This is a genomic window from Enterococcus sp. DIV1059_2, from assembly GCF_051713685.1.
GTDB lineage: Bacteria > Bacillota > Bacilli > Lactobacillales > Enterococcaceae > Enterococcus_D > Enterococcus_D casseliflavus.
The window spans coordinates 668,222-692,500 of sequence record NZ_JBIOQK010000001.1 but is presented as its reverse complement, the minus strand read 5'-3'; the positions used below and the strand labels follow the sequence as shown (position 1 = coordinate 692,500).

Here is a 24,279-nt window from a genome sequence, read left to right as displayed (position 1 = left end):
CACCTTTCCCTCACGGTACTGGTTCACTATCGGTCACTAGGGAGTATTTAGCCTTGGGAGATGGTCCTCCCGGATTCCGACGGAATTCCTCGTGTTCCGCCGTACTCAGGATCCTCCTAGGTGTTATCCAAATTTCGCCTACGGGGTTTTTACCCTCTTTGACATACTTTTCCAAGTATTTCGACTATCTGAATAGACTACCATATCGGAGTCCTACAACCCCAACAAGCAAGCTTGTTGGTTTGGGCTTTTCCCGTTTCGCTCGCCGCTACTCAGGGAATCGAATTTTCTTTCTCTTCCTGCAGGTACTTAGATGTTTCAGTTCTCTGCGTCTACCTCGACTGCGCTATGTATTCACGCAGACGTAACATCCTATAAAAGATGCTGGGTTCCCCCATTCGGAAATCTCTGGATCATAGCTTACTTACAGCTCCCCAAAGCATATCGGTGTTAGTCCCGTCCTTCATCGGCTCCTAGTGCCAAGGCATCCACCGTGCGCCCTTATTCACTTAACCTTTGACCTTACGGTCGGTTTTGAGTACTTCTTCTAGCGATAGAAGGTTGCTCAAGAAAATAAGCGTTGAACTTATTAAAAAACTCTTTTAACATTTCAACTCGGTGTGTGTTACTTGTTTTGATTATTTCTTCGATATCCAGTTTTCAATGAACAAATTTTGTTTGAGAGTAAACCTCTCAAAACTGAACAAAGGCAAACGATGTGTAGTCTTCCGAAATATTCCTTAGAAAGGAGGTGATCCAGCCGCACCTTCCGATACGGCTACCTTGTTACGACTTCACCCCAATCATCTATCCCACCTTAGGCGGCTGGCTCCAAAAAGGTTACCTCACCGACTTCGGGTGTTACAAACTCTCGTGGTGTGACGGGCGGTGTGTACAAGGCCCGGGAACGTATTCACCGCGGCGTGCTGATCCGCGATTACTAGCGATTCCGGCTTCATGTAGGCGAGTTGCAGCCTACAATCCGAACTGAGAGAAGCTTTAAGAGATTAGCTTAGCCTCGCGACTTCGCAACTCGTTGTACTTCCCATTGTAGCACGTGTGTAGCCCAGGTCATAAGGGGCATGATGATTTGACGTCATCCCCACCTTCCTCCGGTTTGTCACCGGCAGTCTCGCTAGAGTGCCCAACTAAATGATGGCAACTAACAATAAGGGTTGCGCTCGTTGCGGGACTTAACCCAACATCTCACGACACGAGCTGACGACAACCATGCACCACCTGTCACTTTGCCCCCGAAGGGGAAGCTCTATCTCTAGAGTGGTCAAAGGATGTCAAGACCTGGTAAGGTTCTTCGCGTTGCTTCGAATTAAACCACATGCTCCACCGCTTGTGCGGGCCCCCGTCAATTCCTTTGAGTTTCAACCTTGCGGTCGTACTCCCCAGGCGGAGTGCTTAATGCGTTTGCTGCAGCACTGAAGGGCGGAAACCCTCCAACACTTAGCACTCATCGTTTACGGCGTGGACTACCAGGGTATCTAATCCTGTTCGCTCCCCACGCTTTCGAGCCTCAGCGTCAGTTACAGACCAGAGAGCCGCCTTCGCCACTGGTGTTCCTCCATATATCTACGCATTTCACCGCTACACATGGAATTCCACTCTCCTCTTCTGCACTCAAGTCTCCCAGTTTCCAATGACCCTCCCCGGTTGAGCCGGGGGCTTTCACATCAGACTTAAGAAACCGCCTGCGCTCGCTTTACGCCCAATAAATCCGGACAACGCTTGCCACCTACGTATTACCGCGGCTGCTGGCACGTAGTTAGCCGTGGCTTTCTGGTTAGATACCGTCAAGGGATGAACATTTTACTCTCATCCTTGTTCTTCTCTAACAACAGAGTTTTACGATCCGAAAACCTTCTTCACTCACGCGGCGTTGCTCGGTCAGACTTTCGTCCATTGCCGAAGATTCCCTACTGCTGCCTCCCGTAGGAGTCTGGGCCGTGTCTCAGTCCCAGTGTGGCCGATCACCCTCTCAGGTCGGCTATGCATCGTTGCCTTGGTGAGCCGTTACCTCACCAACTAGCTAATGCACCGCGGGTCCATCCATCAGTGACGCAAAAGCGCCTTTCAACTTTCTTCCATGCGGAAAATAGTGTTATACGGTATTAGCACCTGTTTCCAAGTGTTATCCCCTTCTGATGGGCAGGTTACCCACGTGTTACTCACCCGTTCGCCACTCTTTTTCTTTCGGTGGAGCAAGCTCCGATGAAAGAAAAAGCGTTCGACTTGCATGTATTAGGCACGCCGCCAGCGTTCGTCCTGAGCCAGGATCAAACTCTCATAATGATTTGTTTGAATGACCATACGGTCATTAAGCTCATAAAAATTAACTTTGCTAGCTATTGCTTGCATGTATTTGTTTCAATAAATTGAAACGTCCTACACATTGGTTCGTTTGCTTGCTTTGTTCAGTTTTCAAAGGTCTACCGTGCTGTGTTAGCAACTTTTATATCATATCAGAGCGACGTTTAATTGTCAACTCTTTTTTAAAAGTTTTTTTCGCTCGTTGTTTTTCAACTTCGTAGCGGCTGCCTCAGCGACTTAATCAGAATAACAAATTATTTGTTATTTGTCAACAACTTTTTTCAATTAATTTTGTTGATTTATCAACATTGATTAACTGTTTTATTATTGCGACTTCGTTATAATATCATCTGTTGCATTTTTGGTCAAGTCTTTTTTTGAAGTTTTTTCAACTGTTGTTTTGACCCGCTGGCTCAATTGCCAACGTTGACTAATTTACCATTCTTCTTGACTCAGGTCAAGGAAATATTTCATTTTATTTACAAAAAGTTTTCAATAAAAAAAGACCGTCGTAACGGTCTTCAGTCTTTTCGCTAATATTCAGGTGCTAAAAGAACGGAACGCCTTCAATCTCGTAGTCTTCAATGATCTTACGAAAGATATTGGGCTCTTCCCACGCATACCCTTCTGGCAGCTGTTGCGTTTGTCCTGCTTCTTGTGTTTCAAAAACAAATAAAGGAATGTTTTGCGTATCAATATTGCCATTTGTGAGTTCAACGAGTTCGATCGCTGTCACATCAAGGTGGATACGGTCTTTAAACAATTGTAAGATCGTAGCCAAGCCGGTTTTATCTTCAGAAAAATCCGTTGACGCTAATTCCGCAGTGCCTTCGTGTATTTGCATCAAAAATCGTTTCGAACCATTTGCTAAGTGCATCATAACTGTACCCGCTACTTTTTTGGATCCCAAAATACCCACCTCAGTTATTCATCTGTTTGTAAACTAATTTTAGCACATTTTCAGAAAATATGCACGATTATCTGCTGCTGTTTTCTTTTTCTAACATTTCTTTGGCCTCTTTCACCCACACTGGTAAAGCTTCTCCAATCGTACGAAAACCGATCCGCTTATTCTTATTTGTAAAGTAGCGTTTACGCTTAAAGGGTGGCTGAACAAAACTCGTTTCCAATGTACGGCGGGACAAACTGATCTTTTGGCTGTATTCGTCAATATCAATGATTTGTACACGGATCTTTTGCCCGATCTGTAAGACTTCATGGATATTTTTGGTAAACCCAGATTGGATCTCTGAAACATGGATCAATCCTTGTGTTTCCTTATCTAACGAAACAAATGCACCATAGGGTTGAATCCCAGTGACTGTTCCTTCTATAATGTTCCCGATTTGATAATTCATAGTCTTTCCTCTCTTTTCCACTTTCATTATACTTGAACTAGTGGTAGATTTGAAGCATCAGAAACAACGTTGCACAATATAGGAGGGAAACGCATGATCAATTTTGACAAAGTTCATCCGCGCTTAAATACCAATAGCGTCAAATGGGATACCATTGCAAAAACCTATAAGGAAGAAAACTTGTTGCCGCTTTGGGTAGCCGACATGGATTTTCTGGCACCAGAACCTGTGAAAAAAGCGTTAGAAAAAGCAGTTGCCCAAGGGATCTATGGGTACTCCACCATCCCTGATTCGCTGCTTGAATCCATCATCGATTGGCAGCAAAGACGTCATGGTTATACCATCAATAAAGAAGCGATCCTTTTTAATAGCGGTGTGGTCCCTAGTATTGCACTGGCGATCCAAAGTTATACGCAAGAAGGAGATGCCGTATTGATCCACGATCCGGTCTACCATCCCTTTGCCCATGTTGTCAAAAACAATCAGCGGACCTTAATTCAAGAACCATTATTGGAAAAAGATGGCCACTTCGTCATCGATTTTGAGGCGATGGAACAAACCATCATCGAAAAGAAGGTAAAATTGTTTCTTCTATGTAATCCTCATAATCCTGGCGGTCGCGTGTGGTCAAAAGAAGAACTGCTGACGATCGGCCGTATTTGTCAAAAGCACCAGGTGGTCGTTGTCAGTGATGAGATCCATCAAGACATCGTTTTTGCGCCAAATCACTTTGTCTCTTTCCAAACAGTCGAGCCAAGCTTTGCCGATTTTTCGATCATCTTGACCTCAGCAACCAAGACCTTTAATTTAGCTGGGATCAAAAATTCGATGGTATTCATCAAAGACAAAACCTTGCGCAGCCAATTTGCAAAAACACAAGAACGCAACGTTCAAGGGGAAATCAATACGTTTGGGTTGGTCGCTACTGAAGCAGCGTATCGTGAATCTGAAGCATGGTTAGAAGAACTTTTGTCCTATTTAGAAGCAAATCGCACCTTTGTCTGCGACTTTTTGACTGAACAACTCCCAGCAGTGACCTTTCAAAAACCCGAAGGTACTTACTTGATCTGGCTGGATTTTTCTGCCTATGGCCTAACGGACAATCAGCTGCAGCGCAAACTGATCAAAGAAGCCAATGTCGTATTGAATCAAGGAAGTATCTTTGGTCCTCGCGGCAGTCACCATATGCGGCTGAACTTTGCCTGTCCTAAAGAGCTATTAGAAAAAGCACTCAATCAAATCGCCGCCGCGTTTAAAGACCAACCGATCGGTTAACTCTTTCTTATGAAAAAAAGAACCCTAAAGCTGCCATTTCAACGACCTCCTTGAGGATGACCGTTGAAACTGCTTTTGGGTTCTTTTGTTTTATTCGCTGATTTCGATCGTTTCGATCACTACATCATGCACTGGACGATCTTGTGGTCCTCGTTGCACGCCAGCGATTTCATCAACGACTGACATTCCTTCGATCACATGACCGAAGACTGTGTGACGGAAATCTAACCAAGGAGTACCACCTGCTTGATACGCTTCGATGATTTCAGCTGGATAACCAGCACCTTCTAATTGACCTAACATGTTGCTAGGAACATTTTGATTGTTTACGATGAAAAACTGGCTGCCGTTAGTATTCGGACCAGCGTTTGCCATGGATAAAGCGCCACGAAGATTGAACAATTCTTTTGAAAATTCATCTTCAAAGCTGCCGCCATAGATGCTTTCGCCGCCCATCCCTGTACCAGTTGGATCGCCGCCTTGAATCATAAAATCAGGAATGACACGGTGGAAGATGATCCCATCGTAATACCCTTTTTTCGCTAATTCAACGAAGTTTTTCACTGTTTTTGGTGCCAATTCTGGGAACAATTGTACAACTACATCCCCACGATTGGTTTTGATGACTGCTTTATGGCCAGTTTGTTTTTCTAATGCTAACTGTGGAAATTCAGACACATTAACTCCTCCTTCTCTCTCATAAATCCATGATAGCAGAAAATTGAAAAAATGCTAGTTTGGATAATTTTTGCTATAATGAAGCTATTCGTACAATACGAACACGCTTCACCCCAACGTGGTTAGAAAAGAGGAATAACATGGATATTTTTGATATAACGATTATCGGCGCGGGACCTAGCGGGATGTTTTCTGCTTTCTATGCCGGTATGCGTAACGCCAAAACCAAGATCATCGACAGCTTGCCGCAATTAGGCGGTCAGCTTGCTACTTTATACCCAGAAAAATACATCTACGATATCCCAGGTTATCCGAAAATCAAAGCGGGCGATCTTGTCCAAAACCTGGAAAAACAGTTGACGACCTTCAATCACCAATATTGTTTAGAAGAGACCGTCTTGTCGGTCGAAAAACAAGAAGACTATATCGAAGTCACCACCGACAAAGGAATCCATTACTCGAAAGCCGTGATTTTGGCTTTAGGAAACGGCTCCTTCCAGCCACGCAAACTGACTTTGCCAGAAAGCGAGCGGTTTGAAGGATACGGCTTAGACTATTTTGTCACCGATTTGATGAAGTATGCTGGACGCAAAGTAGCGATTGCCGGTGGCGGCGATTCTGCCATCGATTGGGCATTGATGCTAGAGCCGATCGCTAGTGAAGTCTACTTGATCCATCGCCGTCCTGAATTTCGTGCCCATGAACATAGCGTCAGCAAATTACAGGCTTCTGCCGTCAACATTTTGACTCCTTATGTGATCCAAGAAATCCAAGGAGAGCAACGTTTGACTGGTGTCTCGTTGCAGCAAGTCAAGGGTGATGAAACGGTCAGCCTTTCATTGGATGCTTTGATCGTCAATTACGGTTTTTCTTCCACATTGAACATCAAGGATTGGGGCATGAAAAGCAGTCGCCAAGGAGTCTTCGTCTCTTCAGATATGAGCACGTCTGTTCCTGGAATCTATGGCTGTGGGGATGTCGTTTTATACGATGGAAAAGTCGACCTGATCGCTACTGGTTTCGGGGAAGCCCCAACTGCGGTGAACAATGCGCTCCACTACATTGATCCCAAAACGCGGACACAACCTGCCCATAGTACAAGTCTTTTCAAGGAGTAGCTGAGATGAAACAAGCTGGTCAACACCAACTTGCCTCCTATATCCTCCCTTTACAGGGGGAGACCCTCACTGAGCAAATGGTTCAGTATCTGGAAGCCTTCGATCATGCCGAAACGGCAGTCCACAATCTAACCGTTGCCCAAGAAGCCAAACGATTGGCAGAACGGTTTCAAGTCAATGCGGAGAAAGCTTACTTGGCAGGACTACTGCACGATGTCAGCGTCGTCATCCCTCATGACCAGCGAATCGCCTTGCAGATAGCAATAGGCGAACCGATCTTAGACGCGGAGCGGCAAGCACCTTTTTTGCTGCATCAGCAGCAATCCGCTTTGTTGGCAAAAACGGTTTTTCAGGTGTCTGATCCAGAAATTCTGTCCGCCATCAGCTGCCATACCACCTTAAAGGCCCATTATCGTCGTCTCGATCTACTCGTTTTTTTAGCCGACAAAATCAAATGGGATCGTAAAGATCAAGCGCCTTTCTTAATCGGCTTATTAGACCGCCTCGATGATTCCTTGGAAGCCGCCGCTGGGTATTATATGGACTGGCTTTTTGCTGGTGACTTGGTGGTCCCCCATCCTTGGGCAGTGGCAGCCAAAGCAGAACTAGCCAACACCTGTGCTTCAATGGATGTCAGAAGGGACTAAAACCCAAATGGTATGGCCTGCAACTGGAATAGGGCACTACTTATGATCGCAATCCATCAGTCGCATGTTGACTTTTGAATAAACTATTTTTACATGGAGGGGAACTATATGGTATTAGAAAGCAAAACACTTGAAGACAAAGCAAGAGAATTGTTGGCCGACCGCGGTGTCTCGCTGCAAGACATCGGTGAACTGGTGATGTTCTTGCAAAAAGACTACATTGAAGGCATCACCTTGGAGATGTGTATCGAAAGCGTCAACGCTGTCTTAAGCAAGCGGGAAGTCCACAACACGATTTTAACGGGGGTCCAATTGGATATTTTGGCAGAAGAAAATCAACTGCTGCATCCACTGCAAGAAATCGTTAAAGAAGACGAAGGGCTTTATGGGATCGATGAGATCCTCGCTCTATCCATCGTCAACGTGTACGGCTCGATCGGCTTTACTAACTATGGATACATTGATAAAGTCAAACCGGGTATTCTGAAAGAACTGAACAAGCACGACGGTCCCCGCGTTCACACCTTTTTAGATGATATCGTAGGTGCCATCGCAGCTTCTGCCGCAAGTCGCTTAGCCCATCAACACCCAAGTAAATCTCATTACATTACGCAATAAAAAAAGACCGACGATTCGCCTCCCTCAAAGGAAGGTGATATGCTCCCCCTATATAGGACACTGAAATATAAAGTGGCTTATATAGGGGGAGTTTGTATGTCTAGAGGAAAAATGAAATTAAGTTCAGAAGAACGGCTAGCTTTTGTAGAAAGAGCTTTAAAAAATGAAGCTAGCATAAACAGCCTGGCCAAAGAAGCACAAGTAAGTTTCAGTACGATAGAAAGGTGGATCACTCTTTATGAGAATGAAGGACCCACAGGTTTACTCCCTACAAAAAGGAATCAATCATACTCAACAGAGTTGAAACTGAATGCGGTCCATGATTATTTAGCTGGAACACATGGTAGCTTAAGAGCTGTCGCCAAGAAATACGGGCTTCGTAACAAAAAACAATTAGAAGACTGGTTAAAGATATATAATACTCATAGAAACTTCAAATCAGAAAGTGGTGGAAGTAGAATGAGTAAATCCAGAAAAACAACATTGAATGAACGAATTAAAATTGTGCATGACTGTATTATCAACGGTCGAGACTATGGGAAAACCGCAATTCAGTACCAAGTCTCTTACCAAAAAGTTCGGAACTGGGTGTTGAAATACGACGAGATGGGAGAAAAAGGCTTAGAAGACCGTCGAGGGCAACGAGCGGGAAGTAAACCTGCCAGAACACCCGAAGAAGAAATGCGCGATAAACTGGCTCAACAAGAACGACGGATCAAGTTGCTTGAAATGGAAAATGACCTGTTAAAAAAAGTCAGCGAGTTAGAAAGGAGGCGGGATTTGAATTAGTTCGTCATACGTTTGAATACCAATCGATCAAAGAGCTGCACGAGACAAAAAGCTATCCAATTAACACCATGTGTACCCTGCTCCATGTCACAAGATCGGCCTATTATCGTTGGTTAAAAAATCCCAAACTGCCTGAAGTGGTATTGAATGAACAGTTGGCAGACCTTGTTCGTTATATTTATGAAGCAGACAACGATAAAGGATATCGCAGAATCTGTGAAGATCTCGTGAATGATTATGGCTTTCAAGTGAATGACAAGCGTATTCTTCGAATCTGTCGCAAACTTCAAATCCAATCAACCATCAAGCATTCAGGCAATAGTATCACTAAGGCATCCAAGACTCCGTATCATATTGCGAAAAATTATTTGAATCGAAAGTTCTATGCGGATCAACCGAATCAAAAATGGCTAACAGATGTGAGTGAATTCAAGTATTATGAAGGGGCCGAAGTGAAGAAAATCTATTTGAGCGCTATTCTCGATCTCGCCGATCGTCGCATTGTTTCATTTGTCATCAGCGACAAAAATGACAATAAATTAGTCTTTGATACCTTCGATCAAGCAGTCGCCGCCGAGCCAACCGCTCATCCGCTATTTCATAGCGATCGCGGATTTCAATATACAAGTAAAGTTTTTTGCACAAAGCTAAAGAAAGCGAAAATGAAGCAGAGTATGTCTCGTGTCGCCCGTTGTACCGATAATGGTCCAATGGAAGGCTTCTGGGGAATGCTTAAGCGAGAAAAATATTATCGGCGAAAGTTTATCAGTAGAGAAAGTCTCGTTGAAATGATCGAGAAATACATGAACTATTACAACAATGGTCGCTATCAACGATGTTTGAAGAGCAAAACACCGATCCAAGTTCATCAAGAATTATTAATGGCAGCTTAATCACTCCCCCTCTTGGACAAGCGAATAGAATAAATCCGCTTAACCAAGAAGGAGGCCAGTCGAGCAAAGTTGAGGTTAAACAAAGTAAAAAACATAAAAACTGCCTACCGAATTTCGGTAGACAGTCGTCAAAATAATTTTATTCTATTTCATTGTCCACTTGACGGGGAGCCCAGCAAAGGGGATCGTTGGTCTTTTTTTCATTACGCTGTTTTTTTCAAGCCTCGTTTGCCCCACCAATAGAAGGCAAAAAAGAAGACTTCAATCAAGACGAAAAAGAGAATAAAGCAATGCATGAAAAACGTTTCTGGCAGCACGTTGATGATCGGATCGGTGGCTGGATTAAACAGCCAATCGTCGTTACTGAAGAAAATCTCATGGAACGTAACGAAAAAGCGGTCAAAGCCGACAGCCATCAAAAACCCGAAAATCAGCGGCAAAATCATCCCCCATTGAAAGGGACGAATCAAGCGCCATTGCTGTTGTTTTTGCCGTAACCGATTGACGAACCAGATACTGGGCAGCAAAGTGACGATCATCACGGCATAATTTAATAGAAACAACTGTTTCACATCGTAAAAATGCCCAGCGCCAGCTTCAGACATTGGAAAATCTGGCAAGGCGAGCGTACTTGCAAAGGGATTGTTTAGAAAATCTAACAATAAGCCATAGTTCTTCAACAACTCTTCTCTTGTTAGCGAGGTATAATCCAGCAGATTCAAGTGATCGACATCAAACCAATATAACGGTCGAAAATTGATCGTTAGGGTGATCGCTAGACTGACCAAAAACAAAAACAAGCAGACAAATCCTAAGCGTTCAAGCCACACTTGTTTTTTCATTGTTCAAAATCCCACTCATCTAAAGAATCCACCACATAGGTTGGTGCTACTGGTAATGTCGGAACTGCCGCTTTCGGGGTAAAGCCAGATAATACGAGCAAAGAATCGATCCCGTTTTGGATCCCCGAGCGAATATCGGTTTCGTAATTGTCCCCCACCATCAAGACCTCTTCTTTTGATAAGCCGATGTGTGCCACCGCTTTTTCCATAATGATGGCTTCTGGTTTGCCAATAAAGATCGGTTGCGTTTGGGTGGCAGTCTCCACCATTGCGATCAGTGAACCTGCACCAGGTAATAAACCTCTTTCCGTCGGGATATTTTTGTCTGGATTGGTCCCGATAAAGGTTGCTCCTTTTTGGATCGCTAACGTTGCTAAAACAAATTTTTCATAGGTCACGTGGTTGTCTAAGCCAACCACGACATAATCTGGGTTGGTTTCCTCCCACTCAAACCCAGCAGCTAAAATCAAATCAATCAACCCCGCTTCGCCGATCACAAATACTTTGCGGCCTTTGCCATGGTCTTTCATAAAATCGATTGTCGCCAAGCTTGCGGTATAGATCGTTTCTGGTGCCACATGGATTGAAAATTCATCCGCTAATCGCTGCGCCACGACTTCAGGACTGCGGGTCGTATTATTGGTCACAAATAAATAGGGCAGTCCTTTTTCTTGTAAGGATTCTACGAAGCGTTTCCCAGCAGGGATCGGCGCTTTTCCTAAATAAATCGTGCCGTCTAAATCAATCAAATAGCCTTTATATTTCATCTTATTCTTCCCTTTGTCGAATCGTAAACTCTTTTTTGCCTTTTTTCACCGTGGTTGTCTCGGTTTTTTTGACGTTCTTTTCTTTTGGTTTACGATTTTTGATCGTTGGTTTGCTTTTTTTCTGCGGTACGGTGTCACGCTTTTCTTCTATATGGGCGTTTTGTTGTGCGTTTTGATTTTGATTGTTTTGGGTTGGCTTTTTCTTGCGTCGGCGGGAGGTACTTTTTTCTTTTTTGCCGCCAACTCGTTGGATCACGAAATAGGCACAACCGAAGTTGCAATACTCATACAAATAGTCTTCCAACATGTCGATGCGCTGATCGGGTAATGCTTTGCGGTTATCTTTTTCAAAAAAACCTTTCAAACGCAGCTGCTCATAACCCCAATCGCCTACGATATAATCATAACGTGCCAACACTTCACTGTAACGCTCGCCAAGCTTTTCTGGATTGAAGCCTTCACGATAATCCATGACCAATTTGTATTGTCGATTGCCAATCATTAATTCTTCATCATTTAACAAAGTCACCAACTCGCCTTTTTGCGGTTGTTTCGCTGGTTCTTCAATAATTTCTTCTAGTACAGATGTCATTTCATCTGTGATCGTTTGTTTTTCGGTCATTTTTTCACCACCTGTTGTTTATTATACCTTGTTTTATTCCCCAATGATAGTCGCGGTTTTCTCGCAAAATCCAGCTGGAGGAGTGACGAACTACTGGATGGGGTATTTCTGACTCAGGTAATCACCGACCACTGTGCGAATAAAGTCTGGAAAAAGAAACTCAACGGTTCCAGCAATCTCGATCGTCGGGAAAAACGGAATAAACAAGTAGTGATCCACAAGGGTCAACGTGTAGCTTTGAGCAGGATCGACGGGCTCTTGTTTCCACAATACTTGGTGGTTTTTTTCATCAAAGCGGATGCCTTCATAAACCAGTTCACCAAAAATCTTCCCTCGAAAGCCCATTCCCATAATTGGGAAATTGCGCAAAAAGTTGCGATTTTTTTCCATTTCTAAGACCAATCGAATGACATCTGCGCCTTGCAGCGTCACCCGAATCAAATGCATCGGATGGGGTAAAATCGTGTGCAGCTGATCTTGATCGACCCGCCCTTGTGGCAAATCATCTAAGAATAGCCCCGTATTTAAGATGGCGGCATCCGTCTGTCCTTTGGCACATAATGCCAAAAGCGCCTCCCGAACCAAGGAATGTTCACTTTGCCAATCCCTCGTAAACGCTGCTGGAATTTCTGCCACCTGATTTGCCCGCAGCAAGCGATGGCCGATCGATAGATATTCGGCGATCTCTTCCTCATCTTGCGGAAAAGCCACCAACGAATCCGTCGGAATCACACGGGCGCGATGCTTGATTGGGCGGTGGTGATCATCTAAGACCACTTCGACTTCGCCAATGTTAAAACCAAACTTGCCAGCTGCCCCAATTTGAACCCCATTGATGACTTCGCCCTTTTCAAACAAATGGTGCGTGTGGGAACCTAATATAACATCTAGTTCTGGAAAGTCCCTCGCAATCTGGCGATCAGCATTGATACCTAGATGGCTCATCAAGACCAGCAGATCGACTTCGGTGCGCAAATGCTGCACCAATGAAGGCAAAATCTCCAAGGGTTCGCGAATGTCCCAGCCGTTTGGGGCATATGTCAGCGGAAACGGTGCTGTAAAAGCAATCAGGCCGATTTTGGCGCCTTGATTGCTTTCCATGATTTTGTATTCTTGTGCCCACTTCGGCGGACGTAAATCCTGTTTATCAAATAAATTGCCTAAAATGACAGGAAATTCTGCTTGGTCATATAAATGCTGCAAGACCTCTTTGGGATTGCCGACCCCTTCATTGTTCCCAATCGTCACCGCATCGTAATGTCCTTGATTCATCAAATCGACATTCGCCTTGCCGTCAGTTGCTTCTGTCAAAGGATGCCAGCGATCGACAAAGTCGCCTAAGTCGAGTGCGATCACTGTCTCTTCGGTGGTATCCGCTTCTCGTTTTCTTTGATCCAAATAACGCCGCATTTTCGGCCAATGTTCTAGGTGGGAATGCAGATCGTTCGTATGGATAATCGTAATTTTTTCCATTGTGCGCCTCTTTTCAAATACGTCGCCTGAAATCACTATCCATTTCTCTTGGCATCAAGGGTTGCCAGTAGAAAGGCGACGGAAGTCTCTACAAAATAAGCATAGCATAAAATCTCTGGGAAACCATTGGAATGCTTGGAAAAGAATGGAATAAATAGGCAGTCATTTGTCAAAAAGTACCGCCATGTTTTGCTCAATTGTTGGAATGATTTTTTCCCAAGCAAATACGATCCAAAATATATAGCACTAACATACGATCATACAATTATTGAGTAATTCTCGTTTATCGTATATACTGTATATACGATATAAGGAGGAGATGTAAAGTGAGTATTCAAGAACGAAAAATTAGAAAGAGCGGAAATTCAGTTGTTTTAACATTATCGAAAGAATTATTAGAAAAAATAGGAATTCAAGAAAATGATTACGTATTTGTTGATGAAGACAAATTAGCTGCTGCAATCACGAAAAAGTCATTACCTTCTGAGCAGGAACTCGAAATCAATCGTTTAATCGATCAATCTTTTTCTCAATATGAAGAGATGTATAAGGAGCTCGCAAATCATTGACAATCTACTTATCAGAAAAACAAATCATAAAAATGAATGTCGTGCTTATCAAAAGTCAAACACCAAATGAAGAGATCGGCTTGCGTGATCCATCTGGATTAGCCATGGCTGTAAAACAACCGCAACAAATCGTTTTTTCAAAAGAATTATATCCCTCAATGGAGGAAAAAGCTGCAATCCTTCTAATCAACTTAATCAAAAAACATCCCTTTCATAATGCCAATAAACGAACGGCTTTCATGGCAACGGATGTTTTTTTCAAGCTTAACCACTATGAAACTTTTTTCGAACAAAATCAAACGATTGCATTTCTGGTGCACATTGCGAAATATGACGAAAATAAATTTGATACTTTAAAACGATCAACCTCTGACTACCTTCGAAAATACACAAGAAAGTCGTAAAAAAGTAACTAGCTAATCAGCAATTCTTCACCTACAATCAAACAATCGTGATTCACTTTTTACTAGATTGGCTAAAAATTGATCATGAAAATTTATCAAAGAGAAGACTCAACTAAAGACTTTCAGACAATAAAAAACCCTAAGACAGTCTGTCTCAGGGTTGAATGATCATCGATTCAATTAGTACTACTGCTTTCTTCAAAAGCAGGCAGTTTTTCAATCAGACACATGGAGAATCCTGCTTAGTGCTGCTTCCTTCCGGATCTGACACGCTTCACAAGACCTCCATTGTCCTAGCCTTTCGGCAAAACTTAGTATAACGTATTTCGTTAAAGATTGCCAGCCTTTTTTTGTTTTTTCTTTTCTCGTAATGCTCGGAAAAAATCTGTTAGCAGCTGGCCGCATGCTTCTTCTAAAATGCCGCCTTCCACATAGGACCAATGGTTGAAGCGCTCATCTTCCAATAAATTCATCAATGTACCAGCAGTGCCGCCTTTGGGATCGTAGGCACCAAAATACACTTCTTCTACCCGTGCCAATAACATCGCCCCACTACACATCGGGCATGGTTCCAAGGTCACAAACAGCTGCGCTTGTTCTAAGCGCCAACTTCCGACAGTGCGACAGGCTTCTTCGATCGCAAACATCTCCGCATGCGCTGCGGCTTGCTGCTGCGTTTCTCGTAGATTGTGCCCACAACCAATGATTTTACCATCCAAGACGACGACAGCACCGATCGGTACTTCTGCCAACCCTTCTGCTTTTCGGGCTTCTTTGATTGCTTCTTCCATAAAGAAGGCTTTTTCCTCGGCAGTCAAGGTACTTGTTTTTTCCACGACTTCACTTTCACTCCTCTACCTCGCACCATTTCGTGCATTTCCTTGTTAGTATAACGAAAAACGCTTAGAAAGACGAGAAAAACTCGCAAAGACCGATGTCCCTGCGAGTTTCAAATGGAATGATTGACTTAAAAGACGGAATCAACAAAGCTCGTCAACTTGTCTTTGACATGTTCTGTCGAATCTTTGATATTGTCTCCGTAAACAGAGATTTTGTTGCGGCCTTCATTGACTTTTTTCATCACACCTAACAACGAATCCAATTCATTGTCAGACAAGCCGTCTACGACATCCAGCAATTTTTCATTGCCGTTGAATTTGTCATCGACAAATTTCTTTACTTTGTGTCGGTTGCAAGCGAAGCGTACTTTATTGAATACTTTGTCTGATACAACGACGGCAGTAGTGATCCCAGCGATCGCTGCAATGCTTAATCCAATCGTTACTTTTGATGATGTTTTCATATCGATCAGCTCCCTTATTTTGCTACTTCCATCATAGCACGAGGACTGAAATAAAAACACTATTTCGTTTAAATCGCTTTGAATCTTAATCCTTTAGGAAAGAAGTTTTTTACGGTTCCTTGGACTTGTTTTCCAAAACCGACTGGGATCTCATCGACTGTCAAAATCACCCATCCAGCATTTCCTGGCACGCTCAAGGTTTCACCTGCCACATACTGCTGCCATTGCGGCAAAGTGATCGGCACTGTCGGTGCCCCTTCTTCTGCATGGATCGCCAATGCCAACGCATAACTTGGCTCGATCCGATTCTTCTTAACGACGCCGACGTGCAAACCTGGGCGCATAAACTTGATCCCTTTTAAAGAAGACATTTCTTCAGGAACGAGCCAGAGGTTTTCTCCTAGCAGCTGTGGCGTCGCATTCAGTGCCTGTAAAAAAGGAAACTCCTTGCGAAAGGCTTGCCACAACTTTTGAGTCGCTGCATCTAATGGGCTCTTGGCTGTCGCTCCTTTGCCTTTTTTCTTCTTTTTCACTGGCGCTGCTTCTGCTTGGGAGGTCAATTTCGCAGCGAAATGACCTTCTCCTTGGTTTAAATGCGGCCATAAGCGGATGGTTTTCTCAATCCCAGGTGCAGCTCCCCACTCCCTGCGCCCATGAGATACATTGTCCAAGTCGATCGCTTCGATCGTGAAGGGATACTCCTCCATTAACCAAGCCATCATCGCTTCGTTTTCTTCTGGGGCAAAGGTGCAGGTGGAATAGATCAGCTGGCCCCCCGGTTTTAGCATCGTAACGGCTTGTGCCAAAATGTCTTTTTGTCGGATCGCACACTGATCAGGTGTTTCTGCTTGCCATTCTTCTAAGGCGACGGGATCTTTACGAAACATCCCTTCACCAGAACATGGGGCGTCCACTACGATCTTGTCAAAAAACTGAGGAAAATGGCGGCTCAATTCTTGTGGAGCCTGATTGGTGACGACTACATTCGGAAAGCCCCAACGCTCCACATTTTCTGATAGGATTTTGGCACGCTTCGGGAAAATCTCATTTGCTACAAGCAGCCCTTTTCCTTGTAATTGGCTTGCCAGCTGCGTTGTTTTGCCCCCTGGTGCCGCACATAAATCTAAGACCCGCTCCCCTGGTTGAGCGGCTGCGATCGTTGCTACGATCATCGCACTAGGTTCTTGGCTGTAGACATAGCCAGCTTGATGGAGCAGCGAACGGCCTTTGACTTCGCCAATATAAGCAGCTTCTGCATAGGGGGCGGGTACAGCGGCTGGTCCATATTTTGCCAGCATCGCTTGTGCGTGCGGCTTAGCAACATTCAAGCGAAAGCCTTTGACTGGCTGATTATCGGTCAAAGCGGTAAAAAAAGCTGGTGCTTCTTCTCCTAGCAACCGTTGGTATTTTTCAATAAATGGTGTTGGTAATTGCATACTTACCCCTCCTCGGCTTTTTTATTCTAGCGACTGAGAAGCAATTATGCAAGAATTCCTTGATCAAATGGCAAAAAAACTGCAGCTGAGTGAAGTGGGCGACTAAATCGCTTCGACTTCTCTTTGCTGCAGACCTTTTTTATTTAAAAATCGCTTTTTTGACACTGCTTTCGATGAATGGCTGAGAGACACGGTTGTCCCAGAATTTGATCAGTGGGCCCACTAAAAAGGCACTGATGAAGGTTCCGATTCCAATAGGTCCGCCTGTGAAGAGCCCAATCAAGGCAAAGGCAACGTCTTGAATCACCCGCACCACTCGATAGTTGGCTTTCGTCTGATCGACGATGGTTGGGGCGATCGCGTCATAGGGGGCGCTGCCCAAATTCGCTGACATATAAAACGACGCACCGAAGGTAAAGAAGATAATCCCGATCAACAAGAACAAGCCTTGCTGCCACCAGTTATTGGGACCGACGGATAACCAATCAAAAACGTTGGTATAAAAGTCGATGAAAAATCCTGTCAGCACCATATTGATGACCGTCCCGATACCGATATGGCGACGGCCAAAGATAAAAATCAATACTAGGACAGCGATATTGATCATCAATTGATAGACCCCAAGAGATAACCCTAGCAGCTCACCGACACCGATATTGGCAGCTGTGTATGGGTCTAGCCCTACTCCGCCGACCCGCAGCAATGCCGCCCCGAATCCTAAAATGGCGACACCAATCAACGCATAAAGCGAGCGTAATCCTGTTTCTTTTTTCATTAAAATTTCCCCTTTTTTCTCATCTGTTCTTTCAAGTATAACGAGAAAAAAGGAAAATGGGAATTTCAACGCTTCACAGGGCTCTTTGTAGGGATACCATCTGGCTTCGTCCATCTCCTTTGCTTCTATTTTGCTTCCATTGAAAAGCCCGCAACAACCATTGCGATTGCGTATCTTGATTTTCGGTTCCTACAGATACGCGTGCCTCGTCCATTACTCGGGCTTCACTGGAACCATCACTTCAAATATCTGCAATTCTTTTTGGGCGGTAAAGACTTCATCTTGCCATAACAATTCCCAAACATCGCCATCGATCTTTAAATGATTCTCTTTTAGAAAGGCTTGGATGCGATGGGTAAAAGCAGCAATTTGCTCCTCTCCCTCACTGACAAACCCAGACACATACGTGCCAGTAGGACGCGTGATGATCAGCTTTTCAGGATAGAGATGCAGCCGATCTTGGGGAATCAAGATCAGTGCCCGATAAGGCGATGCGTGAAAGGTCTGATCCTCTAATGTCGTTCCAGCACTTAAAAAGCCGATGGGGTAGCCACTGAAGGCATCTTTATAATCCACTAGCGGATAAAAACGGGCGTACACTTGATAAGCAGATTCTGGATCATCGCCAGCGATCTCTTCGGAAACGATAAACGCCTCTGCTTCGTGGTGCGCTATCGTAAAGGTCTCAAAATCGGCTTTCTGTACTTTTTCATAGCGCTGGATGTAGCGATCGAAGGTTCGTTCCAATTCTTGCAGCGCAGCGATTTTGGCACGAACTTCTCCTCGCCGTTCCACAAGTTCCTTTTGCGTGTATTCAGGATTGCGGTTTTTCAAAAATTGTCGAATATCTTGCAAGGGCATGTCTAAAGAACGCAAGAGCAAAATCACGTCTAACTCAAGGCATTGTTCAAAGCCGTAGTAGCGATAGCCGTTTTCACCAATCGAATGCGGTTTGAATAAATCGATCTGATCGTAATAAATCAATGTGCGCCGACTCACGCCAGCATAAGCGGACATCTCACTGATGGTCAATTGTTTTTTCAAAAAAATTTCACTCCTCGCTTGACTGTAACGTAACGTTACAGTTTATTCTACCATAGAACGACATTTTTGGAGGGAAATCATGAAACAATTACAGTTATTTTATAAAGAAGAACGACGCTTCTTTTTCAGTTTATTTCTTTTGATGCTGGTCCAATCCTTCGGCACACTCTTGTTGCCGTATTTTTTGGCAAAAATCATTGATGAAGGGATCTTGAAAGTCGACACGACAGCCATTTGGCACAATGGCTGGTGGATGTTTGCCATTGCCATCGGCACCGTGATCGTCTCTGTAGGCGGTAGTTATTTATCTGCCCACCTTTCAGGAAAATTCGGGCATTTTTTGCGGATGCGCCTTTTCAAAAAAACACAAGAGCTCTCTGTATCCGCCGTTGATGGCTATGGTACGCCCACTTTGCTGGCACGTACCACCAGCGACATCAACAACATCCAACAAATTTTGATGATGGCGCTGCAAATGATTTTGCCAGCCCCAATGATCGTCGCTGCTTCAATTTTTCTAACCGGCACCGTCTCTTTACGGATGATTTGGGTCCCAATCGTAGCGATCCTATGTTTTTCAATGATCGCTTATGGAGTGATTCGCAAAGCGATCCCATTATCACAAATCACGCAAAAACTAGTCGATAAAATGATGCGGATCTTACGAGAAACCTTTACTGGCGCTCGGGTGATTCGAGCATTCAACAAAGCTGCTTACGAAAAAGAACGGACAGATCAAACACTGACGGAATATGCGAAAACCATGATCCAAGTCAATCGCCTCTTTGCTGTCTTGAATCCGACCGTCAATTTAGTAATGGGACTCTCGATTTCGACTATCCTTGTCTACGGCGGCTATCAAAGTCTGCAGGGCCACCTTGCTATTGGTAGTATTACTGCCATCATCGAATACACGATCCTGAGTCTTTGGTTTTTGACTATGGCAGCGATGGTGATCGTGATGGTGCCTAAAGGCTTGACTTCCTTGCAACGGATCACAGAAGTTTTGGAAGAACCAATTGATTTGATCGACGGTGACCAAACCTTAAACAAGACTGCCGTGTCAGAAACGATCGCAGCTTTCAATCACGTGCAGTTTACGTATGAAGGCGCCGAAGAACCTGTCTTAGAAGATATCAGCTTTGAGATCCACCGAGGCAAAACGACAGCGATCGTTGGCGGAACTGGCTCTGGCAAAAGCACCATCGCCAAAGCGCTGTTGCGTTTCAAAGATGTGACTGCTGGTTCGATCACGCTTTTTGGCCGCAACATCAAAGAGATCTCACAAGCCGAATTACGGGACCAAATTAGTTATGTCCCGCAAAAAGCGCTCTTGCTTAGCGGCACGATTCAAGAAACCTTGCGTTTCGGCAATCGTCCAGCAACCCATGAGGCGATGGCAAAAGCCGCTGAAGTTGCTCAAGCCAAGTCATTTATTGAAGGCTTACATGAAGGTTATGAAAGTCCGGTTGCTCAAAAAGGCAGCAATTTCTCTGGCGGTCAAAAGCAACGACTGAGTATTGCCCGAGCGCTGACAAAGCCAGCAGAAATCTACTTCTTTGACGACAGTTTTTCTGCTTTGGATTATCAAACAGACGCCAACTTGCGGCGTGCATTGAAAGAATACACGAAAGATGCCGCCGTCATTATCGTGGCTCAGCGGGTATCGACCGTCAAAAATGCCGATCAAATCATTGTCTTGGATGACGGCAAAATGGTCGGTAAAGGAACCCACGAAGAATTATTACGCAATTGCCAAACTTATCAAGAGTTTGCCTCATCTCAAGGAATGGGAGGAATGAAGGATGAGTAAACAACCAATGGATACCCCAAAAAACATGAAACATACAAGCCGACGTTTGCTGCGTTTGCTGATGGAACAAAAAGCCCGCTTTCTACTGATTATCGCTTCCGCCTTGTTCTTTTCCTTACTAATGTCCATCGCCCCTTTGATCTTGGGGCGTGGACTGGATAATCTGATTGCCTTGTTTCAACAAAAAGGCTGGCAGATCAATGATTTTTGGCAAAGTATTTTAGGTCCAGTCGTCCTTTTAGCGGGAACGTGGCTTTTGATCAGTCTCTTTTCCTTGCTGCAAGAGTATACGATGGCCAGTGTCAGTGAAACCCTGACCTTGACTTTACGCAAACAAATCAGTGACAAATTCAATCGCCTGCCTATCAGTTTTTACGACAAACATCATACTGGCGATATTTTAAGCCGAGTGATTCTCGATTTAGATAAAGTATCTGAAGTCTTGCAAGTCGGTTTGATGCAGCTGATCACCGCAACCATCAGCATTACCTTCGGCTTGATCGCCATGCTTTATCTCAGCCCATTACTGACGATCGGCGTGGTCCTGATTTTGCTTTTGAGTGCTTTTGTGACCACCGTTCTCGCACGAAAAAACTTGAGCTACTTTACCAAAAACCAAGAAACATTAGGTGCTGTCAGCAGTCGTGCGGAAGAGTTTTATACCGCAAATCCGCTGATCAAATCCTACAACCAACAAGTTGCCGTTGAAGCGGAAATGGCGGAATTGAGCGAAGCCCAATTTAAAGCCTTTCGAAAAGCACAGTTCGTCAGTGCAGCTATCAATCCTTTCGTGCGCTTTATCAATCAAATCGGCTTTATCTTAAGCGCCGTCGTTGGTGGTCTGATGGTGTTGCAAGGGCAATTATCCATTGGTCTCGTACAAGCCTATCTGCAATACATCAACCAAGTGTCTGAACCGATCACGCAAGCCTCTTATATTATGAACACCTTGCAAAGTGCCTTAGCATCTCTCGAACGAATTTTTGAGATCCTTGATTATCCTGAAGAAGAAACTGCGACCCAACAACTGCCAGTTCCACAAACCATCAAAGGAAAAATCGATTTTCAACACGTCTCCTTTGGCTACAGCAAGGAAAAACTCTTGATGGAAAACGTCGAATTTTCCGTCAAACCAAAACAAACGGTCGCGATCGTTGGACCAACAGGTGCTGGAAAAACCACCATGATCAATCTTTTGATGCGCTTTTATCCATTGAATGGTGGGAAGATCTTGCTGGACGATCAAGACATGATGTCCTTTTCGGCACCAGCAGTACGAAAAAAATTCGGTATGGTGCTGCAAGATACGTGGCTATTCCAAGGAACCATCGCTGAAAATATCGCTTATGGCAATCCCGATGCCACTCGAGAAGACATCTTGGCTGCCGCCAAAGCCGCCCAATGCGACCACTTCGTGCGGACCCTGCCCAACGGTTACGATACCGTCATTGGTTCCGAAAGCGAACTGTCACAAGGACAACAACAATTATTGACGATCGCTCGGGCGATTTTAGCAGACCCAACGATTCTGATCCTTGATGAAGCCACCTCCAGTGTCGACACGCGGACGGAACAAATGATCCAAACGGCGATGGATCGTTTGACCCAAGGACGAACCAGCTTTATCATCGCCCATCGTCTTTCTACCATCAAAAACGCTGACTTGATCTTAGTGATGAAAGACGGCTCCGTCGTCGAAAAAGGCTCCCATATAGAATTATTGGCACAAGATTCCCTTTACGCCCAACTATATAACAGCCAGTTTGCAACAGCTTGATAAAAAAGCCGAAAGGGCCAACGATGTTTAAGACGAATCGTTGGCCCTTTCGGTTATTTGCTTTTCATCCCCAAGTAGCGTATGTGTTCCTATACAAGAAACACTTATTAGGTACCAAAAACCTTTCCCTTGCCTTGCCCGTATCCATATTCCATAATCAGACGTGAGCGATGATCCATCAAACAGACCGTATGGGAGTGTTACGAATGAAAAATTTTCAGATGACGTTTATTACTTCTACGACCACCAATCGTTGGTTGAAACTATTGAATCTTTTGGAACGGCATAAGACCCTTTCGAATCGTGAGTTGTCAAAAGCTGTCCAGAGTTCGCGGCGCACGATTATTTATGATATGGAGGGGCTACGGAGCTACTTTGGAAGTACGCTCATGATCGAATCCACGTCGAATGGCTATTCTCTTCACGAATTACTACCGAAAGAATATCTGGAACGAAAACGAGCGCTCCTTCAAAATGAACCGTTATTCGTTATTCTTGAGCATCTGTTTAAGGGAGAATATCGGACAGTCTCCGAATGGGCAGACTATTTTTATCTTTCTGAGAGTTCCCTTTTACGCTATTTGACACTTTTTGAAAAAGCCCTGAAGCCCTTTCAGTTATCTGTTGATCATAAGAATTTCCGTCTGATCGGATCAGAAGCGGATATTCGCAAATTTTTCCATGCCTTTTATTATGAGTCGGACGCTACGCCTCATACGGTACGTCCAACCATTGCTGTGCAAAACATCGTCTTAGATTTTTTTCGCAATATACGCGGCAAAACCAATAATACAGCTTCATTTTGGTATATCAGTTATTGGTTGTATATTATCCTTGAGCGTCATCAAGCGGGAGAAACTGTCGTTGTCTCCGAACAATTAAAAAAGATCGTCTTGGCAGATGAACTCTTCCAAGAAATCCAGCCCCTCAATCAACGACTCCAAACCGCTTTTTCCTTGTCTTTACCATCAGAGGAGCTGGTCTATCTTTTCGCTCTACTAGCAAGTAACCGTGGGATAAACAACTATCTCAGGGAAATATCATTTGTTAGCCGCTTTGACCATTGGCCTGAGCTAAAAGAACTGACTGCCAATTTTTGCCAGCTCCAGCAGATTTCCGATCATGATCAGTCCCGAGAGTTTGTTTTTCTCCATTCTTTCTTTATTACGGAAAAAATAAAGCAGCTGATATCCCCTACCTACAATCAAAGCATGGAAGAAATTTCCAATTACGCACAAACACAATACCCTAAAGAGTATGAGGAAAATACACGGTTTCTTCTTAGAGAGCCTCTCTTTGAAGCAACTGCTCTGCCAGCAATCAGTGCCCGCTTCACTTTGTACTTTGAAGGATTAAAAGAAAAATACTGGGGCAACCCACGCCGGATCGCCTTTCTTTTAGAAGGGGATTCGCATATTTGCCTTCACATCAATGCTTTTGCTGTAAAATATTTTGGTCGATATCATGTTTTACAATTCCCTGATTCCAGTGAGTTTTCTTTAGATTATGTGGAACGAAACAAGATTGATCTAGTCGTGACGAATTACGCAGAGTATTTGGAAGAGTATATTCTGGATGTTGAATGCCTCCTAATAAAATCGATCCCAGATGCAGATGATTGGAACAATTTCTTGAAAATCATCAACCCAAAAATCATCCATAATTTTGCGTTGCAAAACACCGAAAAAAGCTCCTTCTATAACTGAAAAGACGTGTGCGGCACTTGAACGCCGCACACGTCTTTTCCATTCGTTTC

General features: G+C 44.1%; 23 protein-coding genes, 2 rRNA genes and 1 other RNA gene (1 of these 26 running past the window's edge). 11 read left to right on the top strand and 15 right to left on the bottom strand.

The window, feature by feature from the left end:
* The 4 genes from IGI72_RS03260 to IGI72_RS03245 all read right to left on the bottom strand — a co-directional run.
* A 23S ribosomal RNA gene (locus IGI72_RS03260) occupies nucleotides 1–515 on the bottom strand (it extends 2,400 nt beyond the left edge of the window).
* A gap of 229 nt (nucleotides 516–744) precedes the next feature.
* A 16S ribosomal RNA gene (locus tag IGI72_RS03255) occupies nucleotides 745–2,304 on the bottom strand.
* Together the 16S and 23S rRNA genes form the textbook arrangement of a ribosomal RNA operon.
* A gap of 565 nt (nucleotides 2,305–2,869) precedes the next feature.
* Complete coding sequence (locus IGI72_RS03250) at nucleotides 2,870–3,232, bottom strand: hypothetical protein (protein WP_005227664.1); 363 nt, start codon at nucleotides 3,230–3,232, stop codon at nucleotides 2,870–2,872.
* Between the two features lie 67 nt (nucleotides 3,233–3,299).
* Nucleotides 3,300–3,680 carry a CvfD/Ygs/GSP13 family RNA-binding post-transcriptional regulator gene (locus IGI72_RS03245; protein ID WP_005227662.1) on the bottom strand — a complete coding sequence of 127 codons (381 nt, stop codon included), beginning with the start codon at nucleotides 3,678–3,680 and terminating at the stop codon, nucleotides 3,300–3,302.
* Between the two features lie 93 nt (nucleotides 3,681–3,773).
* Between IGI72_RS03245 and IGI72_RS03240 the strand changes: the two genes are divergently transcribed.
* Nucleotides 3,774–4,955: a MalY/PatB family protein gene (locus IGI72_RS03240; RefSeq protein WP_167822736.1), complete on the top strand. Its 1,182-nt coding sequence runs from the start codon at nucleotides 3,774–3,776 to the stop codon at nucleotides 4,953–4,955.
* A 90-nt stretch (nucleotides 4,956–5,045) separates the two neighbouring features.
* Here the strand turns inward: IGI72_RS03240 and IGI72_RS03235 are convergent, their stop codons facing one another.
* Entirely contained in the window at nucleotides 5,046–5,633 is a 588-nt protein-coding gene (locus tag IGI72_RS03235; protein ID WP_005227659.1) for a peptidylprolyl isomerase, read from the bottom strand.
* A gap of 140 nt (nucleotides 5,634–5,773) precedes the next feature.
* On the opposite strand from IGI72_RS03235, the gene IGI72_RS03230 reads away from it, so the two are divergent.
* The 5 genes from IGI72_RS03230 to IGI72_RS03210 all read left to right on the top strand — a co-directional run bounded on the left by IGI72_RS03230 (nucleotide 5,774) and on the right by IGI72_RS03210 (nucleotide 9,698).
* Entirely contained in the window at nucleotides 5,774–6,751 is a 978-nt protein-coding gene (locus IGI72_RS03230) for an NAD(P)/FAD-dependent oxidoreductase (RefSeq protein ID WP_010748839.1), read from the top strand.
* Nucleotides 6,752–6,756: 5 nt separating this feature from the next.
* Nucleotides 6,757–7,398 carry a bis(5'-nucleosyl)-tetraphosphatase (symmetrical) YqeK gene (gene yqeK, locus IGI72_RS03225; protein WP_271771015.1) on the top strand — a complete coding sequence of 214 codons (642 nt, stop codon included), beginning with the start codon at nucleotides 6,757–6,759 and terminating at the stop codon, nucleotides 7,396–7,398.
* Between the two features lie 108 nt (nucleotides 7,399–7,506).
* Complete coding sequence (locus IGI72_RS03220) at nucleotides 7,507–8,016, top strand: phosphatidylglycerophosphatase A family protein (RefSeq protein ID WP_005227653.1); 510 nt, start codon at nucleotides 7,507–7,509, stop codon at nucleotides 8,014–8,016.
* 96 nt (nucleotides 8,017–8,112) lie between these two features.
* A complete protein-coding gene (locus tag IGI72_RS03215; protein WP_438753124.1) occupies nucleotides 8,113–8,805 on the top strand; it encodes a transposase in 693 nt (230 codons plus the stop codon).
* A gap of 26 nt (nucleotides 8,806–8,831) precedes the next feature.
* Nucleotides 8,832–9,698, top strand: a complete 867-nt coding sequence (locus tag IGI72_RS03210) for an IS3 family transposase (protein ID WP_311776546.1) — start codon at nucleotides 8,832–8,834, stop codon at nucleotides 9,696–9,698.
* Between the two features lie 203 nt (nucleotides 9,699–9,901).
* Here the strand turns inward: IGI72_RS03210 and IGI72_RS03205 are convergent, their stop codons facing one another.
* The 4 genes from IGI72_RS03205 to IGI72_RS03190 form a co-directional block, all read right to left on the bottom strand.
* The gene (locus IGI72_RS03205) at nucleotides 9,902–10,540 is read right to left on the bottom strand and encodes a TIGR01906 family membrane protein (RefSeq protein ID WP_074934539.1); all 639 of its coding nucleotides are present in this window, start codon (nucleotides 10,538–10,540) and stop codon (nucleotides 9,902–9,904) included.
* Complete coding sequence (locus IGI72_RS03200) at nucleotides 10,537–11,307, bottom strand: TIGR01457 family HAD-type hydrolase (RefSeq protein ID WP_010748835.1); 771 nt, start codon at nucleotides 11,305–11,307, stop codon at nucleotides 10,537–10,539. Before IGI72_RS03200 ends, IGI72_RS03205 begins: the two co-directional genes overlap by 4 nt.
* Before the next feature lies 1 nt (nucleotide 11,308).
* Complete coding sequence (locus IGI72_RS03195) at nucleotides 11,309–11,929, bottom strand: YutD family protein (protein WP_005227649.1); 621 nt, start codon at nucleotides 11,927–11,929, stop codon at nucleotides 11,309–11,311.
* Between the two features lie 90 nt (nucleotides 11,930–12,019).
* Nucleotides 12,020–13,402 carry a bifunctional metallophosphatase/5'-nucleotidase gene (locus IGI72_RS03190; protein ID WP_438753120.1) on the bottom strand — a complete coding sequence of 461 codons (1,383 nt, stop codon included), beginning with the start codon at nucleotides 13,400–13,402 and terminating at the stop codon, nucleotides 12,020–12,022.
* Between the two features lie 326 nt (nucleotides 13,403–13,728).
* Here IGI72_RS03190 and IGI72_RS03185 point away from each other — a divergent pair, with 326 nt between their 5' ends.
* Together IGI72_RS03185 and IGI72_RS03180 are read left to right on the top strand one after the other, a co-directional pair.
* On the top strand, nucleotides 13,729–13,971 hold the full coding sequence (locus tag IGI72_RS03185) for an addiction module antitoxin (protein WP_005227642.1): 243 nt from the start codon (nucleotides 13,729–13,731) through the stop codon (nucleotides 13,969–13,971).
* On the top strand, nucleotides 13,968–14,375 hold the full coding sequence (locus IGI72_RS03180; protein ID WP_005227640.1) for a type II toxin-antitoxin system death-on-curing family toxin: 408 nt from the start codon (nucleotides 13,968–13,970) through the stop codon (nucleotides 14,373–14,375). Before IGI72_RS03185 ends, IGI72_RS03180 begins: the two co-directional genes overlap by 4 nt.
* 213 nt (nucleotides 14,376–14,588) lie before the next feature.
* Here the strand turns inward: IGI72_RS03180 and ffs are convergent.
* The 6 genes from ffs to IGI72_RS03150 all read right to left on the bottom strand — a co-directional run bounded on the left by ffs (nucleotide 14,589) and on the right by IGI72_RS03150 (nucleotide 18,906).
* Nucleotides 14,589–14,675: signal recognition particle sRNA small type (gene ffs, locus IGI72_RS03175), an RNA gene on the bottom strand.
* 29 nt (nucleotides 14,676–14,704) lie between these two features.
* Nucleotides 14,705–15,211, bottom strand: coding sequence for a tRNA adenosine(34) deaminase TadA (gene tadA / locus IGI72_RS03170; protein WP_438753116.1), 507 nt, complete (start codon nucleotides 15,209–15,211; stop codon nucleotides 14,705–14,707).
* Between the two features lie 131 nt (nucleotides 15,212–15,342).
* Complete coding sequence (locus IGI72_RS03165) at nucleotides 15,343–15,678, bottom strand: hypothetical protein (RefSeq protein WP_005227636.1); 336 nt, start codon at nucleotides 15,676–15,678, stop codon at nucleotides 15,343–15,345.
* 68 nt (nucleotides 15,679–15,746) lie between these two features.
* On the bottom strand, nucleotides 15,747–17,114 hold the full coding sequence (locus IGI72_RS03160) for an RsmB/NOP family class I SAM-dependent RNA methyltransferase (protein ID WP_438753113.1): 1,368 nt from the start codon (nucleotides 17,112–17,114) through the stop codon (nucleotides 15,747–15,749).
* Nucleotides 17,115–17,253: 139 nt separating this feature from the next.
* Nucleotides 17,254–18,003 carry a YczE/YyaS/YitT family protein gene (locus tag IGI72_RS03155; RefSeq protein ID WP_438753110.1) on the bottom strand — a complete coding sequence of 250 codons (750 nt, stop codon included), beginning with the start codon at nucleotides 18,001–18,003 and terminating at the stop codon, nucleotides 17,254–17,256.
* A gap of 99 nt (nucleotides 18,004–18,102) precedes the next feature.
* Nucleotides 18,103–18,906, bottom strand: a complete 804-nt coding sequence (locus IGI72_RS03150; protein ID WP_081357400.1) for a MerR family transcriptional regulator — start codon at nucleotides 18,904–18,906, stop codon at nucleotides 18,103–18,105.
* 106 nt (nucleotides 18,907–19,012) lie between these two features.
* Between IGI72_RS03150 and IGI72_RS03145 the strand changes: the two genes are divergently transcribed.
* The 3 genes from IGI72_RS03145 to IGI72_RS03135 all read left to right on the top strand — a co-directional run bounded on the left by IGI72_RS03145 (nucleotide 19,013) and on the right by IGI72_RS03135 (nucleotide 24,229).
* Complete coding sequence (locus IGI72_RS03145; RefSeq protein WP_438753107.1) at nucleotides 19,013–20,746, top strand: ABC transporter ATP-binding protein; 1,734 nt, start codon at nucleotides 19,013–19,015, stop codon at nucleotides 20,744–20,746.
* A complete protein-coding gene (locus IGI72_RS03140; protein ID WP_438753104.1) occupies nucleotides 20,739–22,523 on the top strand; it encodes an ABC transporter ATP-binding protein in 1,785 nt (594 codons plus the stop codon). Before IGI72_RS03145 ends, IGI72_RS03140 begins: the two co-directional genes overlap by 8 nt.
* Before the next feature lie 206 nt (nucleotides 22,524–22,729).
* Nucleotides 22,730–24,229, top strand: a complete 1,500-nt coding sequence (locus tag IGI72_RS03135; protein ID WP_438753101.1) for a helix-turn-helix domain-containing protein — start codon at nucleotides 22,730–22,732, stop codon at nucleotides 24,227–24,229.
* Nucleotides 24,230–24,279: the final 50 nt, after the last annotated feature.

Coding starts and splice junctions, on each gene's coding strand:
- IGI72_RS03155 (WP_438753110.1), bottom strand. CDS start 18,003: ATGGACGAAGCCAGATGGTATCCCTACAAAGAGCCCTGTGAAGCGTTG.
- IGI72_RS03200 (WP_010748835.1), bottom strand. CDS start 11,307: ATGAAATATAAAGGCTATTTGATTGATTTAGACGGCACGATTTATTTA.
- IGI72_RS03240 (WP_167822736.1), top strand. CDS start 3,774: ATGATCAATTTTGACAAAGTTCATCCGCGCTTAAATACCAATAGCGTC.
- IGI72_RS03140 (WP_438753104.1), top strand. CDS start 20,739: ATGAGTAAACAACCAATGGATACCCCAAAAAACATGAAACATACAAGC.
- IGI72_RS03205 (WP_074934539.1), bottom strand. CDS start 10,540: ATGAAAAAACAAGTGTGGCTTGAACGCTTAGGATTTGTCTGCTTGTTT.
- IGI72_RS03245 (WP_005227662.1), bottom strand. CDS start 3,680: ATGAATTATCAAATCGGGAACATTATAGAAGGAACAGTCACTGGGATT.
- IGI72_RS03150 (WP_081357400.1), bottom strand. CDS start 18,906: ATGTCCGCTTATGCTGGCGTGAGTCGGCGCACATTGATTTATTACGAT.
- IGI72_RS03220 (WP_005227653.1), top strand. CDS start 7,507: ATGGTATTAGAAAGCAAAACACTTGAAGACAAAGCAAGAGAATTGTTG.
- IGI72_RS03145 (WP_438753107.1), top strand. CDS start 19,013: ATGAAACAATTACAGTTATTTTATAAAGAAGAACGACGCTTCTTTTTC.
- IGI72_RS03165 (WP_005227636.1), bottom strand. CDS start 15,678: ATGAAAACATCATCAAAAGTAACGATTGGATTAAGCATTGCAGCGATC.
- IGI72_RS03190 (WP_438753120.1), bottom strand. CDS start 13,402: ATGGAAAAAATTACGATTATCCATACGAACGATCTGCATTCCCACCTA.
- yqeK (WP_271771015.1), top strand. CDS start 6,757: ATGAAACAAGCTGGTCAACACCAACTTGCCTCCTATATCCTCCCTTTA.
- IGI72_RS03135 (WP_438753101.1), top strand. CDS start 22,730: ATGAAAAATTTTCAGATGACGTTTATTACTTCTACGACCACCAATCGT.
- IGI72_RS03160 (WP_438753113.1), bottom strand. CDS start 17,114: ATGCAATTACCAACACCATTTATTGAAAAATACCAACGGTTGCTAGGA.
- IGI72_RS03230 (WP_010748839.1), top strand. CDS start 5,774: ATGGATATTTTTGATATAACGATTATCGGCGCGGGACCTAGCGGGATG.
- IGI72_RS03195 (WP_005227649.1), bottom strand. CDS start 11,929: ATGACCGAAAAACAAACGATCACAGATGAAATGACATCTGTACTAGAA.
- IGI72_RS03215 (WP_438753124.1), top strand. CDS start 8,113: ATGTCTAGAGGAAAAATGAAATTAAGTTCAGAAGAACGGCTAGCTTTT.